Annotated in this window: 11 protein-coding genes; 6 read left to right on the top strand and 5 right to left on the bottom strand. The window is 67.0% G+C overall.

What is annotated here, in order from left to right; translation table 11 throughout:
- Positions 1 to 154 precede the first annotated feature (154 nt).
- From ACFVT1_RS11240 to ACFVT1_RS11215, 6 genes are all read left to right on the top strand, one after another.
- Positions 155 to 1,189, top strand: a complete 1,035-nt coding sequence (locus ACFVT1_RS11240; RefSeq protein WP_389794266.1) for an ABC transporter permease — start codon at positions 155 to 157, stop codon at positions 1,187 to 1,189.
- An 80-nt stretch (positions 1,190 to 1,269) separates the two neighbouring features.
- Positions 1,270 to 3,039, top strand: a complete 1,770-nt coding sequence (locus ACFVT1_RS11235) for an ABC transporter substrate-binding protein (RefSeq protein WP_389794265.1) — start codon at positions 1,270 to 1,272, stop codon at positions 3,037 to 3,039.
- Between the two features lie 105 nt (positions 3,040 to 3,144).
- On the top strand, positions 3,145 to 4,125 hold the full coding sequence (locus ACFVT1_RS11230) for an ABC transporter permease (RefSeq protein WP_389794264.1): 981 nt from the start codon (positions 3,145 to 3,147) through the stop codon (positions 4,123 to 4,125).
- Positions 4,126 to 4,183: 58 nt separating this feature from the next.
- The gene (locus tag ACFVT1_RS11225; protein ID WP_389794263.1) at positions 4,184 to 5,221 is read left to right on the top strand and encodes an ABC transporter ATP-binding protein; all 1,038 of its coding nucleotides are present in this window, start codon (positions 4,184 to 4,186) and stop codon (positions 5,219 to 5,221) included.
- A 26-nt stretch (positions 5,222 to 5,247) separates the two neighbouring features.
- Positions 5,248 to 6,333, top strand: a complete 1,086-nt coding sequence (locus tag ACFVT1_RS11220) for an ABC transporter ATP-binding protein (RefSeq protein WP_389794262.1) — start codon at positions 5,248 to 5,250, stop codon at positions 6,331 to 6,333.
- A gap of 412 nt (positions 6,334 to 6,745) precedes the next feature.
- A complete protein-coding gene (locus tag ACFVT1_RS11215) occupies positions 6,746 to 7,270 on the top strand; it encodes a hypothetical protein (protein ID WP_389794261.1) in 525 nt (174 codons plus the stop codon).
- 121 nt (positions 7,271 to 7,391) lie between these two features.
- On the opposite strand, the gene ACFVT1_RS11210 is transcribed toward ACFVT1_RS11215, so the two are convergent.
- From ACFVT1_RS11210 to ACFVT1_RS11190, 5 genes are all read right to left on the bottom strand, one after another.
- The gene (locus ACFVT1_RS11210; protein ID WP_389794260.1) at positions 7,392 to 8,537 is read right to left on the bottom strand and encodes an ABC transporter ATP-binding protein; all 1,146 of its coding nucleotides are present in this window, start codon (positions 8,535 to 8,537) and stop codon (positions 7,392 to 7,394) included.
- The gene (locus tag ACFVT1_RS11205; RefSeq protein WP_389794259.1) at positions 8,530 to 9,588 is read right to left on the bottom strand and encodes an ABC transporter ATP-binding protein; all 1,059 of its coding nucleotides are present in this window, start codon (positions 9,586 to 9,588) and stop codon (positions 8,530 to 8,532) included. The genes ACFVT1_RS11210 and ACFVT1_RS11205 overlap by 8 nt, the downstream gene beginning before the upstream one ends.
- An 11-nt stretch (positions 9,589 to 9,599) precedes the next feature.
- Entirely contained in the window at positions 9,600 to 10,544 is a 945-nt protein-coding gene (locus ACFVT1_RS11200) for an ABC transporter permease (RefSeq protein WP_389794258.1), read from the bottom strand.
- Complete coding sequence (locus ACFVT1_RS11195) at positions 10,537 to 11,469, bottom strand: ABC transporter permease (RefSeq protein ID WP_389794257.1); 933 nt, start codon at positions 11,467 to 11,469, stop codon at positions 10,537 to 10,539. Before ACFVT1_RS11195 ends, ACFVT1_RS11200 begins: the two co-directional genes overlap by 8 nt.
- 165 nt (positions 11,470 to 11,634) lie before the next feature.
- Complete coding sequence (locus ACFVT1_RS11190; RefSeq protein ID WP_389794256.1) at positions 11,635 to 13,278, bottom strand: ABC transporter substrate-binding protein; 1,644 nt, start codon at positions 13,276 to 13,278, stop codon at positions 11,635 to 11,637.
- Positions 13,279 to 13,365: the final 87 nt, after the last annotated feature.

The raw sequence follows: 13,365 nt of genomic DNA, 5'->3' as shown, positions 1-13,365 counted from the left end.
CTGTGTCTTGTCAAGTTCGGGTCAAGAACCTAAAGACCAGGTGAGGACTTCCACAGCTGATTGACCGTTGTCAACGCGATTGATTGGGTCCGTTCCAACCCCTCAGCTCCTCCTGTCCGGAGGATGCCGCTTTCCGTACGGGGACAGGAGCTCGATGACCACGCCATCCCCGGCCCCCATCACTTCGGTGGACACGACCGCCACCGACGTCGTTGAGGAGTCCCGGCAGCCCGCAGGCCCCGACAAGGGCGCCGATGCACGGAGTCCAGGCCAGCTGGCCTGGCGGCGCTTCAAGCGCGACAGGACGGGCGTGCTCTCCGCCTACATCGTCGTGTTCTTCTTCGTGATCGCGGTGGCCGCGCCGCTGATCGCGAAGCTGTACGGCAAGAATCCGTACGAGCAGTACGGCCAGGAGATACCCGGGCTGCTCAACGGATTCGCGTATCCGGTCAAGCCCAACGGCGGTATCAGCGGCGACTTCTGGTTCGGCGTCGAGCCCCAACTGGGCCGGGATGTCTTCACGTTCCTGCTGTACGGCATCCGCACCTCGCTCCTGATAGCGGCGGCGGCCACCATTCTCGTCACGCTCATCGGTGTGGTCATCGGTGTCACCGCCGGATATCTGGGCGGCAAGACGGACTACCTCATCGGCCGGGTCATCGACATTCTGCTGTCGTTCCCGTCGACGCTCTTCTTCATCGCCTTCATGCCGGTCGTGTACGGGCTGTTCGTGTCGCCGGACGACGAGATCCCCACCTCCCTGCGGGCCACGTGTCTGATCATCGCGCTCACCGCCTTCGGCTGGGCCTCGATGGCCCGCCTGCTGCGCGGTCAGGTACTGGCCCTGCGCGAGCGGGAGTTCGTCGAGGCCGCGAAGGTGACCGGCGCCTCCCCCGCCCGGATCATCTTCAAGGAACTGCTTCCGAACCTCTGGACGCCGATCCTGATCCAGGCGACCCTCGCCCTGCCCGCCTTCGTGACGGCCGAAGCGGGTCTGGCCTTCCTCGGCGTCGGAATCATCGACCCGACCCCCGACTGGGGCGTGATGATCCAGCGCGGAGCGTCCTTCTACACGGACGACATCACCTTCATGCTCTTCCCGGGCATCTCGATGATCATCTTCGTGCTCGCCTTCAATCTGCTCGGCGACTCAGTACGCGACGCGCTCGACCCGAAGTCGAAGCGCTGAGCCTCCGCTCCACCCGGCCCGGCCGCTGATGTCCGGCCTGCCGTACCTGCTTCGTCCACCGACCACAAGGACCGATACGCATGTCTTTCTCCCGCAGAAACTTCCTGATCGCCACCGGCGTGGCGGCCGCGAGCTCCACTGTCCTGAGCGCATGCAGCAGCGGTGACGCGGGCGGCGGCGGCAAGGGGGGCGACAAGGGTACGCAGAAGGTCACCGGCAACAAGGGCGCCGAGATCCTGGTCGGCACCAAGACCGACTCCACCGGCCCCGCCCCCGAGGTCCCGGGCGCGGTCAAGGGCGGCACGCTCTACACGATGGACCAGATCGACTGCGACCACCTGGACCCGGCGCAGATCTGGTCGAGCTACGAGAACCTCATCACCCCGCTGTTCATGCGTGGCCTGGTCGGCTACAAGGTGGCCAACAACGGCACCACCACGCTCGTGGGCGACCTCGCCACCGACGCCGGCACCACGAAGGACGGCGGCAAGACCTGGTCGTTCACCCTGAAGGACGGCGTGAAGTGGGAGGACGGCGCCGACATCACGATGGAGGACGTCCGCCACACCTTCGAGCGGCTCTTCGCCAAGTTCGTGACGTTCGGCCCGCGTTACCCGCAGGAGTGGCTGGTCGGCGGCGAGAAGTACAAGGGCCCCTACGAGGGCAAGCACCTGGACTCCATCGAGATCGACGGCAAGACCGTCACCTTCCATCTCAAGGAGGCCCGCGGCGACTTCAACTTCACCCTGGGCATGCGGGCCTTCTCCCTGGTGCCGAAGAAGCACGACACCAAGGAGGACTACGACAAGAAGCCGTTCTCCTGCGGCCCGTACAAGATCGACGCCCGCCAGATCGGCAAGTCCATGTCGCTGTCGCGCAACCCGCACTGGGACGCCAAGACGGACCCGATCCGCAACGCCTACCCGGACGCGTTCCAGCTGCGGTTCGGCTTCCAGTCGCTGGCCTCCACGGACCGCTACATCGCGGACCAGGGCAACGACCAGCACACGCTGTCGATGTTCAACGAGGTCGCGGCCGAGCGCATCCAGAAGGTCCTCGGTGACCCGGCGCTGAAGAAGCGCGTCCTGAACCACCTCGACGCGGCGACGTACTACTACGCGATCAACACCACGCGCATCACGGACGTGAAGGTCCGTCAGGCCCTCAACTACGCCTGGCCCGCGCAGCAGACCCAGCTGATCCGCGGCGGTGCCTCGTCCTCCGAGATCGCCACCACCGTCATCAGCCCGCTCACCCCGGGCCACGTCGACTTCGACCTCTACGGCAAGAAGGCCAAGCCGGCCGGCGACCCGGTCAAGGCCAAGGAGCTGCTGAAGGACGCGGGCAAGGAGGGCCAGAAGATCGTCATCGCCTTCCAGCAGTCCGACAACGCCGTCAAGCAGGCCGTCGCCATCAAGAGCGCGCTCACCAAGGCGGGCTTCGACGTGGTGACCAAGCAGGTCGACAAGACCTCCTTCTACAGCCAGATCGGCCTGGTCAACAACCACTTCGACATGTTCGCGGCCGGCTGGTCCGCCGACTGGCCCGGCGGCTACACCGCCCTTCAGCCCACCTTCGACGGCCGTGTGATCGCCGACGGCGCCTCCAACTGGCCGCAGTTGAACGACGCGGGCGTCAACAAGGCCATCGACGCCGCCGCCAAGATCACCGACCCGGAGGAGGCCAACAAGGCCTGGGGCGCGATCGACCGGCAGATCATGGAATTGGCGGCGTGCGTTCCGGACTACTGGCCGATCCGCAACTGGTTCTACGGCTCCAAGGTCGGCGGCGTGGCCTTCGACTCGGGCAACAGCGGCATCGCGATCACCAAGCTCTACGCCAAGGCGTGACGCGGTCGGGGAAGGGCGGCCCACCGGCCGCCCTTCCCCGGTCCCGGTCACTCCCCCGTCCACCACCCCCCGGCGACGGCGCCTCACCCGGAAAGTCACGACCCCATGCTTCGATTTCTTCTCCGCCGCGTGACCGGCGCTATCGTCATTCTGTTGGTCATCAGCGCCATCACCTTCTACCTCTTCTACGCGATACCCCGTGACCCCGCTCGGATGGCCTGCGGCAAGGTCTGCACGCCCGAGCTCCTCGGGCAGATCAAGCAGAACCTCGGGATCGCCGACCCTATGCCCGTCCAGTACTGGCACTGGCTCTCCGGCATCTTCGTCGGGCGCGACTACGGGAACTACGGCCACTGCCCGGCGCCCTGCCTCGGCTACTCGTTCACCAACCGCCAGCCGGTGTTCGGCACGATCATGGACCGGCTGCCGCTGACCCTGTCGCTCTCGGCGGGCGCGGCCTTCTTCTTCGTGATCTTCGGTGTCGGCACGGGCATGCTCGCCGCCGTCAAGCAGGGCAAGGCGCTCGACAAGATCGCCAGCTCGCTCTCGCTGCTGGGCTCCTCGCTGCAGATCTACTTCGTCGGCTACATCGCGATGTTCCTGCTGGTGCAGCAGATGGGCCTGCTCGAACAGCCCTCGTACACGCCCATCACCGAGAACCCCGCCAAGTGGGCCGGCGGGCTGCTGCTGCCCTGGCTGGTGCTGTCGATCATCTTCACCGCCAACTACACCCGTATGACCCGCTCCCAGCTCGTCGAACAGCTCAGCGAGGACTACGTCCGCACGGCGCGCGCCAAGGGGCTGTCCCGCCGCTCGGTCTTCTTCCGCTTCGCCTGGCGCGGGGCGATGGGACCGATCGTCACGATCTTCGGCATCGACCTGGGCACACTGATCGGTGGCGCCATCATCACCGAGATGACCTTCAGCCTCCAGGGCCTGGGCCAGCTCTCCGTGCATTCCGTCGACACCAGCGACCTGCCCATGCTGCTCGGGGTCACCATCGTCGCGGCGGGCGCGATCGTCTTCGCCAACATCGTCGTGGACGCCGTCTACGGCCTCATCGACCCGCGGATCCGGCTCGCCTGACCCCGCTCCCCGTTCCGGCCCACCCCCTTCTCCCGCAACATCCTCCTGGAGCGTCCCCGTGACGAGCACCGATCAGCAGCCCCTCCTCTCCGTCAGGGATCTACACGTTCACTTCTCGACCGAGGACGGCGTCGTCAAGGCCGTCGACGGCCTGTCCTTCGACGTGGAGAAGGGCAGGACCCTCGGCATCGTCGGCGAGTCCGGTTCCGGCAAGTCCGTCACCAACCTGACGATCCTCGGACTGCACCACCCCGACCACACCGAGATCGACGGCGAGATCCTGCTCGACGGGCAGGACCTGCTCGCCGCCTCGGAGCGGGAGCTGGAGCGGTTGCGCGGCAACAAGATGGCCATGATCTTCCAGGACGCGCTGGCCTCCCTGTCGCCGTACCACACGATCGGCCGGCAGATCGGCGAGGCGTACCGCAAGCACACCGGGGCCTCCAAGCGGGAGGCCAGGGCGCGGGCCGTGGAGATGCTCACCAAGGTGGGCATCCCGCAGCCCGACCTGCGGGTGGACGACTATCCGCACCAGTTCTCCGGCGGTATGCGCCAGCGCGCCATGATCGCCATGGCGCTGGTCTGCGACCCGGAACTGCTGATCGCCGACGAGCCGACCACCGCGCTGGACGTCACCGTGCAGGCCCAGATCATGGATCTGCTCAAGGAGCTCCAGCAGGAGACCGGTACCGCGATCGTCTTCATCACCCACGACCTCGGTGTCATCGCCGACATCGCGGACGAGGTGCTGGTGATGTACGGCGGCCGGTGCGTGGAGCGCGGCACCAAGAAGGAGGTGCTGCGGGCGCCGCAACACCCTTACACCTGGGGCCTGCTGGGGTCCATGCCGAGCCTCGACGGCCCGGTCGACGTACCCCTGTCGCCGATCCCCGGCACCCCGCCGAGCCTCCTCAACCCGCCGACCGGCTGCCGCTTCCACCCGCGGTGCTCGTTCACCGAGCAGGTCGGCGGCAAGCGCTGCGCGACCGGTCAGCCGCCGCTGGAGCTGGCCGACGGCCGCGGGGCCGCCTGCCACCTCACTCCGGAGCAGCGCGTCCAATTCTTCGCCGACTTCGCCGGCACCCGGCCCAACTGACGTACAAGAGACGGGACTTCCCCACTATGAGCAGCACAGATCCCCTCCTGGACGTCTCCGGACTCACCAAGCACTTCCCGATCAAGGCCGGCTTCCCGATCCGGCGCACAGTGGGCGCGGTGCAGGCCGTCGACGGGCTGGACTTCACCGTGGGCGAGGGCGAGAGTCTGGGCCTGGTCGGCGAGTCCGGCTGCGGCAAGTCGACGACGGGCCGGCTGATCACCCGGCTCCTGGAGCCGACGGCCGGCACGATCTCCTACCGCGGGCAGGACATCACCCACGCCTCGCGCAAGCAGCTGGCGCCGGTCCGCTCCGAGATCCAGATGATCTTCCAGGACCCGTACGCCTCGCTGAACCCGCGGCAGACGGTCGGCAAGATCGTCGCCGGGCCGATGGAGATCAACGGCATCGAGCCGGCGGGCGGCCGCGAGGCACGCGTACGGGAGCTGCTGGAGATCGTCGGGCTCAACCCGGAGCACTACAACCGCTTCCCGCACGAGTTCTCCGGCGGTCAGCGCCAGCGCATCGGGGTGGCCCGCGCGCTGGCCCTGGAGCCGAAACTGATCGTCGCCGACGAGCCGGTCTCGGCCCTGGACGTGTCGATCCAGGCCCAGGTGGTGAACCTGCTGCAGAAGCTGCGCCAGGAGCTGGGCATCGCGTTCCTCTTCATCGCGCACGACCTGGCCGTGGTGCGCCACTTCTCCCAGCGCGTCGCCGTCATGTACCTCGGCCGGATCGTGGAGATCGCCGACCGGGACGACCTGTACGGCAACCCCCGGCACCCGTACACCAGGGCGCTGCTCTCGGCCGTGCCCGAGGCGACGCCCGACGAGGTGCCGGCCCGGGACCGCATCCTCCTCACCGGCGACGTGCCCTCCCCGGTCAATCCGCCGTCGGGCTGCCGCTTCCGCACCCGCTGCTGGAAGGCGACGGACAAGTGCGCGAGCGAGGCGCCGCCGCTGGTGCGGGTCGAGGGCAGCCGGGACGGCCATCTGACGGCCTGCCACCACCCCGAGGAGCCACAGACCGCGCCGTCCGTCCCGCAGGCCCGCAGCGCCCCCCAGGGGGCCTCGCTCGACAAGGCCGCCGAGAACCCCGGGACCGAGGCCTGAAACCCCTGACCCCGGTCCCCGGGGAACCCTCGTCGGCACGGACCTGACCGGTCCGGGAACCGCGGGGTTCCCCCGGCCCGAGGAACCGAGCACGTCGGCCCTTTGACCCGAGCCACCTGCGAGCCCGGTTCCCGGGCACGAGGAAGCGCCCGGAACCGAATCGGTTCCGGGCGCTTCCGCATGCCCGCGCACCGCAGGCCCGCGCACCGCATGCCCTCATGCCCGCGCACCGCACGTCGGCACGCCGCCGGACCGGCGCCTCCTCCGGACAAAGCAACGATCACGTCCGCGCCCTACCGCCAAAGCTCAATAGTCGCTCAAGTCCCATATCTCACAGGGCACTTGGATGCCAAGATGTGACGCGTACCCCACAAGAACGCCTCGGATCCGGAGGATCTACGTGAAGCGTGTCATGAGCACCGTTCTCTCCACCGCGCTGCTGAGCGCGGGAGTCGTAGCGGTGTCCGCCGCACCCGCCTCGGCCGGTACCAGGTGCGACGACTCGCCGATCTACTCGATCGGCGACAAGAAGACCGTCTGGCGCGCGACCAACGTGCACAGCGACTGGGCGAAGCCGGGCGTGACTATCAGCTACGCCAAGAACAAGACCGGCACCTGGACGGCCACCGGTACCGCGACGGTCGGCACGGAGGCGGGCGCCATCTTCGCCAAGGCGTCGGCCTCGTTCAGCGTCGCCGTCGGCAAGTCCTGGTCGAAGTCCGACACCTGGACCTACTCGGCCAAGGTCGAGAAGAAGAAGGGCAAGAGCCGGGGCCGCCTGATGATGTACCACGAGGCCAAGGGCTTCAGCGTCACGAAGTACCACCTGGAGCCGAAGTCCGGCGGCGGCTGCAGGAAGGTGCAGAACTGGAAGAAGCCCAACAACGTCGCCCCGGTCAGGAAGAGCAGCAACCTGTGGGGCATCCAGTACGCGTAGGAGCCTGTCGGCACCACGTGCTGACGTACCGTCATGAAAGCGGAGGATGACGGTACGCCGACCACGGCGGAAGGCCCGGAACCCTTGCGGGTTCCGGGCCTTCCGTGTCATACGTGCCGGGTCACGAGGCCGCGCCGACGACGTCCTTCTCCTCGGCGAAGTGGCAGGCCGACTCGTGCGCGGCCGGCGTGTCCGAGGCCTTGAAGCGCTCGGGGACCGCCAGCAGCGGCATCTCCGTGGCGCACTTGTCCTGGACCTTCCAGCACCGCGTACGGAAGCGGCAGCCCGACGGCGGGTTCGCCGGGGACGGGACGTCTCCGACGAGGATGATCCGCTCGCGGCCCTCGCGGGCCTCCGGGTCGGGGACCGGGACCGCCGACAGCAGCGCCTGGGTGTAGGGGTGCGTCGGGTGGTCGTAGATCTCCGTGTCCGTACCGATCTCGGCCATCTTGCCGAGGTACATCACGCCGACCCGGTCGGAGATGTGCCGGACGATGGACAGGTCGTGGGCGATGAAGAGGTAGGAGAGGTTGAACTCGTCCTGGAGCTTCCCCATCAGGTTGATGACCTGCGCCTGCACCGACACGTCGAGCGCGGAGACCGGCTCGTCGCAGATGATGATCTCCGGGTTGAGCGCGAGGCCGCGGGCGATGCCGATGCGCTGGCGCTGACCGCCGGAGAACTGGTGCGGATAGCGGTTGATGTACTCCGGGTTGAGGCCCACGACGTCCAGGAGCTCCTGGACCCTGCGGCGCCGGTCGCCCTTCGGGGCCACCTCCGGGTGGATCTCGAAGGTCTCCCCGATGATGTCGCCGACCGTCATGCGCGGGTTCAGCGAGGTGTAGGGGTCCTGGAACACCATCTGGATGTTGCGGCGCACGGCCTTCAGCGCGCGGCCGGACAGCTTGGTGATGTCCTGGCCCTTGTAGAAGACCTCGCCGGCGGTGGCCTGCTCCAGCGTCATCAGGAGCTTGGCGACGGTGGACTTGCCGCAGCCGGACTCGCCCACGATGCCGAGCGTCTCGCCCTGGTACAGGTCGAACGAGATGCCGTCCACGGCCTTGACCGCGCCGACCTGCTTCTTGAACAGGATGCCCTGGGTCAGCGGGAAGTGCTTGACCAGGTTGCGGACCTGGAGGATCGGCTCGCCCTTCGACACCGGCGCGTCGAGGGCGGCGACCGCCTCCGCCTCGGTGGCGGCGTCGACCGTCTCCACTTCACTGACGTTCGGGGTGGCGTCCACGGGCTCCTTCTTGATGTCAGCCATGGATCGTCTCCTTCCAGAAGTGGCAGGCGCTGCCGCGGCCGACCAGCTCGGTGCCGTCCTGCTCGGTCACCGGGCTCAGCACCGGGATGTCCGTACGGCAGATGTCCTGCGTCATCGTGCAGCGCGGGTTGAAGGCACAACCCGTGGGCACGTTGAGCAGGTTGGGCGGCAGGCCCTTGATCGCGAAGAGCTCCTGGCCCTTCTGGTCCAGGCGCGGGATCGACTCCAGCAGGCCCTTGGTGTACGGGTGCGCCGGGCGCTTGTAGATCTCGTGGACCGGGGCGGTCTCGACGATCCGGCCCGCGTACATCACGGCGATCTTGTCGGCGACGTCCGCGACGACTCCGAGGTCGTGCGTGATCAGGATCAGACCCATGTTGTACTCGCGCTGGAGCTCCGCGAGGAGGTCCATCACCTGGGCCTGGACGGTCACGTCGAGCGCGGTGGTCGGCTCGTCGGCGATGATCAGGTCCGGCTCCAGCGCCAGCGCCATGGCGATCATGATGCGCTGGCGCATACCGCCGGAGAACTGGTGCGGGTAGTCCGAGACCCGGGCCTTGGCGGCCGGGATCTTGACCTGGTCCATCAGCTCGATGGCCTTGGCCTTGGCTTCCTTCTTGGACAGGCCCTGGTGGACCCGGAACATCTCGCCGAGCTGGTAGCCGACGGTGAGGACCGGGTTCAGCGAGGAGAGCGCGTCCTGGAAGATCATCGCGATCTTCCGGCCACGGATCTGCCGGCGCTCCTCGTAGGACATCTTGAGCATGTCCTGGCCGCGGAAGAAGATCTCGCCCCGCGGGATCTTGCCCGGCGGCATGTCGAGGATGCCCATGATGGCCTGGGCCGTCACGGACTTGCCGGAGCCGGACTCGCCGAGCACGGCGAGCGTCTCACCGGCGTCCACGCTGTAGTTGACGCCGTTGACCGCCTTGGCCACACCGTCGCGGGTGTGGAACTCCACGTGCAGGTCGCGGACTTCGAGCAGCGGGCCGACGTGGTCGTCACCCGAGCGTGCGGACGGGACTTCAGCGGTCTTGTCGATGGTGGTCACGTTCGCCCTCCTTATCGCATCTTCGGGTCGAGGGCGTTGCGGACCGCTTCGCCGAGCATGATGAACGCCAGAACGGTGATGCTGAGCATGATCGACGGGTACAGCAGGATGTGCTGCGCGACGCGGATCTGGCTGGCGCCACCGGAGATGTCGATGCCCCACGAGATCGTCGGCGAGGCAAGACCGAGGCCCAGGTACGACAGGGTCGCCTCGGCCGAGATGTAGACACCGAGCGAGATGGTCGCGACGACGATCACCGGGGCCATGGCGTTCGGCAGGATGTGCCGGAAGAGGATCCGGCCGGTGCCGGCGCCCAGTGCCCTGGCGGCCTGTACGTAGTCCGCCTGCTTGATGGTGATGACCGCACCGCGCATGACACGGGCGATCTGGGTCCAGCCGAGGAACGCCAGGGCGAAGACGACCACCCAGACCGTGCGCTCGGTGAAGGCCTGGAGAACGACCATGGCGCCGAGCAGGAACGGGACACCGAGGAAGATGTTGGTGAAGCCGGACAGGAGCGCGTCGACCCAGCCGCCGAAGTAGCCGGACAGCATTCCGACGAGGCCGCCGAAGACGGTCACCAGCGCCGTGACGCAGACACCGACGATCACCGAGGCGCGGGTGCCGTAGATGACACGCGCGTAGACACTGCGGCCCTGGAGGTCGTAGCCGAGCCACTCGGGCGAGCCGATCTTGCTCAGTTCGGGCTTGCCGAGGAAGTGGTGCACCAGGTCGCCGGAGGTCGGCGAGGCACTGGTGAAGAGCCCCGGGAAGACGGTGATCACGAGCAGGATCACGATGAGCACCGACGACACGATGAAGTACCAGTTGCGCCGCAGGTCGCGCCAGGCGTCGCCCCACAGGCTGCGGGCCTTCTCGGCCTTCACGGCCACCGGCTCTGCGGCGGGCGTCCCGGAGGCCTTGGGCGCGGGTGCGGTCTTGGTCACGTCAGGCATAACGGATCCTCGGGTCCAGGACCGCGTACAGCAGGTCGACGATGAGGCTCATGAAGAGGTAGACGAGCACGAGGACGGTCACCAGCCCGACGAGCGTGGTGCCCTCGCGCTTGACGATCGACTCGTAGATCGTGCCACCGATGCCCTTCACATTGAACAGGCCCTCGGTGACGACCGCGCCGCCCATCAGGGCGCCCAGGTCGGTGCCGAGGAAGGTGATGACGGGGATCAGCGAGTTGCGCATCAGGTGCACACCGACGATGCGGCGCTTGGGAAGTCCCTTGGCCACGGCGGTGCGCATGTAGTCCGCGCGCAGGTTCTCGGCCATGGTCGTACGGGTCAGCCTCGCCACATAGGCGAGTGACAGCGACCCCAGCACGATGGCCGGCGCCAGTAGTTCGCCCCAGGTCACGTCGAGCGAGACGTTCGGTTCGATCCAGCCGAGCTGGAAGGCGAACACCGTCTTGATGATGAAGCCGAGAACGAAGACCGGGATCGAGATGATCAGCAGGGTGAAGATCAGGATCACGTTGTCGGTGAGCCGGCCGGCGCGCAGACCCGCGGCCGTGCCGAGGCCGATACCGACGACGATCTCGATGACGAACGCCAGGCCGGCCAGCCGGAGGGTGACGGGGAACGCGTCGCCGAGGACGTCCGTCACCGGACGGCCGCTGGCAATCTGAGTGCCGAAGTCACCGTGCAGGACGATGCCTGTCATGTAATTCCAGTACTGCTGCAGGATCGGCTGGTCCAGCCCGAGCTTGTGCCGCATGGCGGCGAGGGTCGCGGGATCCGCGCCCTTGTCCCCGAACAGCCCGCGCACGGGGTCGCCGGGCAGCGTGTAGACCATCAGGAAGATCAGCAGAGTCGTCCCGAGGAAGACCGGGATCATCTGGAGCAGTCGTCGTGCGACATAGCGCCCCATCATGCCTCCATGTAATAGGCGGGCGGCAGCCGACGGGCCCTCCCTCGCTCCGACTCCCCCTGTGGGGTCGTCAGTTGCGTGGAAGGGCCCCCCGGCCACTGCGTGCGGTCGGCGCGGACCGTCCTCAGTGTCGGTCCCGCGCCGGCGCGCGGACTACGTCGGTGGTTACTTCTTGACTTCGATCTGCGTCAGGATCGGGTCGCCGTCCTGGGCGTAGTCGACGTTCTGGACCTTCTCCGAGTATCCGGCGTTGACCTTGTAGTACCAGAGCGGGATGGAGGGCATGTAGTTCACCAGCTCCTTCTCGATCTTCTGGTAGGCCGCGACGGACTCGTCGAGGGAGGCAGCGGAGTCGGCCTTCTTGATCTCCGCGTCCAGCGCCTTGTTCGAGAAGTCGCCCTGGTTACCGGCGGCACCGGTACGGAACAGGTCCGAGATGAAGTTCGCGTTCACCGGGTAGTCGAGCACCCAGCCGGAGCGGTACAGGGACTTGACCTGCTTGGCGTCACGGGCGTTCGTGTCGGCCTGGAAGTCGGCCTTCGAGTCGCCGGTGCACTTGACGCCGGTCGCCTGGGTGATGCTGTTGCAGACAGCCTCGACCCATTCCTTGTGACCGCCATCGGCGTTGAACTGGATGGAGATGGCGTCCTTCGGGACGCCGCCGCCGTCCTTGATGAGCTTCTTGGCCTTCGCCGGGTCGTACTTGGTGATGTCGCCCGCGGCGTCCGGCTGGTAGCCGAGAACGCCCTTGGCGACCCAGCCGGTGGCGGGCTCGCGGGTGCCCTGGAGCACCGTCTTGGTGATGGTGTTCCGGTCGATCGCCATCGACAGGCCCTGGAGGACCTTCGGGTTGACGTCCTTCCACTGGTCGGTGTAGAAGGCGACGGCGATGGTCTGGACGGCGGAGTACGCCTTGTCCACGGCGCGGTCACCGAGGTCGGCACGGTAGACCGGGAGGTCCTTCGGGCCGATCTGGCGCAGCACGTCGACGTTGCCGGACTTCAGGTCCTCGTAGGCGGTCTCCAGGGTGCTGTAGTTCTTGAAGACCACACCACCGTTCTTCGCCTTGTCGGGGCCCTGGTAGTCGTCGTTGCGGACGACCTTGATCTGCTTCTTGTGGTCCCAGCTGACGAACTTGTAGGCGCCGTTGCCGACCGGCTTCTGACCGGCGGCCTTCGGGTCCTTGTAGAAGGACTCGGGCAGCGGGGAGAAGACCGTGTAGCCGAGCTTGTACGAGAAGTACGGCAGCGCGCCGTTGAGCTCGATGGTGAAGGTGTGGTCGTCGACGACCTTCAGGCCGGACATCGTGTCCGACTTCGGCTTGGCCTTGGCGTCCTCGGGGTGGACGTCGGAGTAGCCCTTGATGTCGCCGAACCAGGACGCGTTGGTCTGGTTGTTCTTGATGTTCGCGGCCCAGTTCCACGCGTTGACGTAGGACTTGGCGGTGACCGGCGTTCCGTCGTGGAACTTCCAGCCCTTCTTGAGCTTGACCGTCCAGAGCTTGCTGTCCTTGGTCTCGACAGACTCCGCGTTGATCATTTCGAGCTTGCCGGCCGGGTCGTAGTCAACGAGCTGCGAGAAGATCGCGTCGGTGACGATGCTGCCGTTCGACTCCATCGTGTTCGCCGGCTGCAGCGGGTTCTGCGGCTCACCGACCTCGACGGAGAAGATGCCGTCGGCGTTGACAGCACCCTTGGCGCTGTCGCCCCCCTTGCCCTTGCCGCTGTCGTCGCCGCCACCACAGGCGGTCGCAGCCAGGGCGATGATTGCCGCTCCCGCGACCCACTTGGCGCTCTTGGCACCACGCATGGGTTTCCTCCTCATGAGTCCACTTTTGACTACAAGAGGGGCACTGGAGTGATCCACCGACACCCCTGACGGTGATCGTTTCAGTGC

Source organism: Streptomyces sp. NPDC057963, assembly GCF_042887155.1.
Classification (GTDB): Bacteria; Actinomycetota; Actinomycetes; order Streptomycetales; family Streptomycetaceae; genus Streptomyces.
Note: the sequence above shows the minus strand (reverse complement) of the source record. Positions and strands in the feature narration are given on the sequence as shown.

Bases quoted from the DNA above. Each gene is read 5' to 3' on its own strand.
- ACFVT1_RS11240 (WP_389794266.1), top strand. From the start codon at position 155: ATGACCACGCCATCCCCGGCCCCCATCACTTCGGTGGACACGACCGCC.
- ACFVT1_RS11220 (WP_389794262.1), top strand. From the start codon at position 5,248: ATGAGCAGCACAGATCCCCTCCTGGACGTCTCCGGACTCACCAAGCAC.
- ACFVT1_RS11215 (WP_389794261.1), top strand. From the start codon at position 6,746: ATGAGCACCGTTCTCTCCACCGCGCTGCTGAGCGCGGGAGTCGTAGCG.
- ACFVT1_RS11200 (WP_389794258.1), bottom strand. From the start codon at position 10,544: ATGCCTGACGTGACCAAGACCGCACCCGCGCCCAAGGCCTCCGGGACG.
- ACFVT1_RS11190 (WP_389794256.1), bottom strand. From the start codon at position 13,278: ATGCGTGGTGCCAAGAGCGCCAAGTGGGTCGCGGGAGCGGCAATCATC.
- ACFVT1_RS11210 (WP_389794260.1), bottom strand. From the start codon at position 8,537: ATGGCTGACATCAAGAAGGAGCCCGTGGACGCCACCCCGAACGTCAGT.
- ACFVT1_RS11230 (WP_389794264.1), top strand. From the start codon at position 3,145: ATGCTTCGATTTCTTCTCCGCCGCGTGACCGGCGCTATCGTCATTCTG.
- ACFVT1_RS11195 (WP_389794257.1), bottom strand. From the start codon at position 11,469: ATGGGGCGCTATGTCGCACGACGACTGCTCCAGATGATCCCGGTCTTC.
- ACFVT1_RS11235 (WP_389794265.1), top strand. From the start codon at position 1,270: ATGTCTTTCTCCCGCAGAAACTTCCTGATCGCCACCGGCGTGGCGGCC.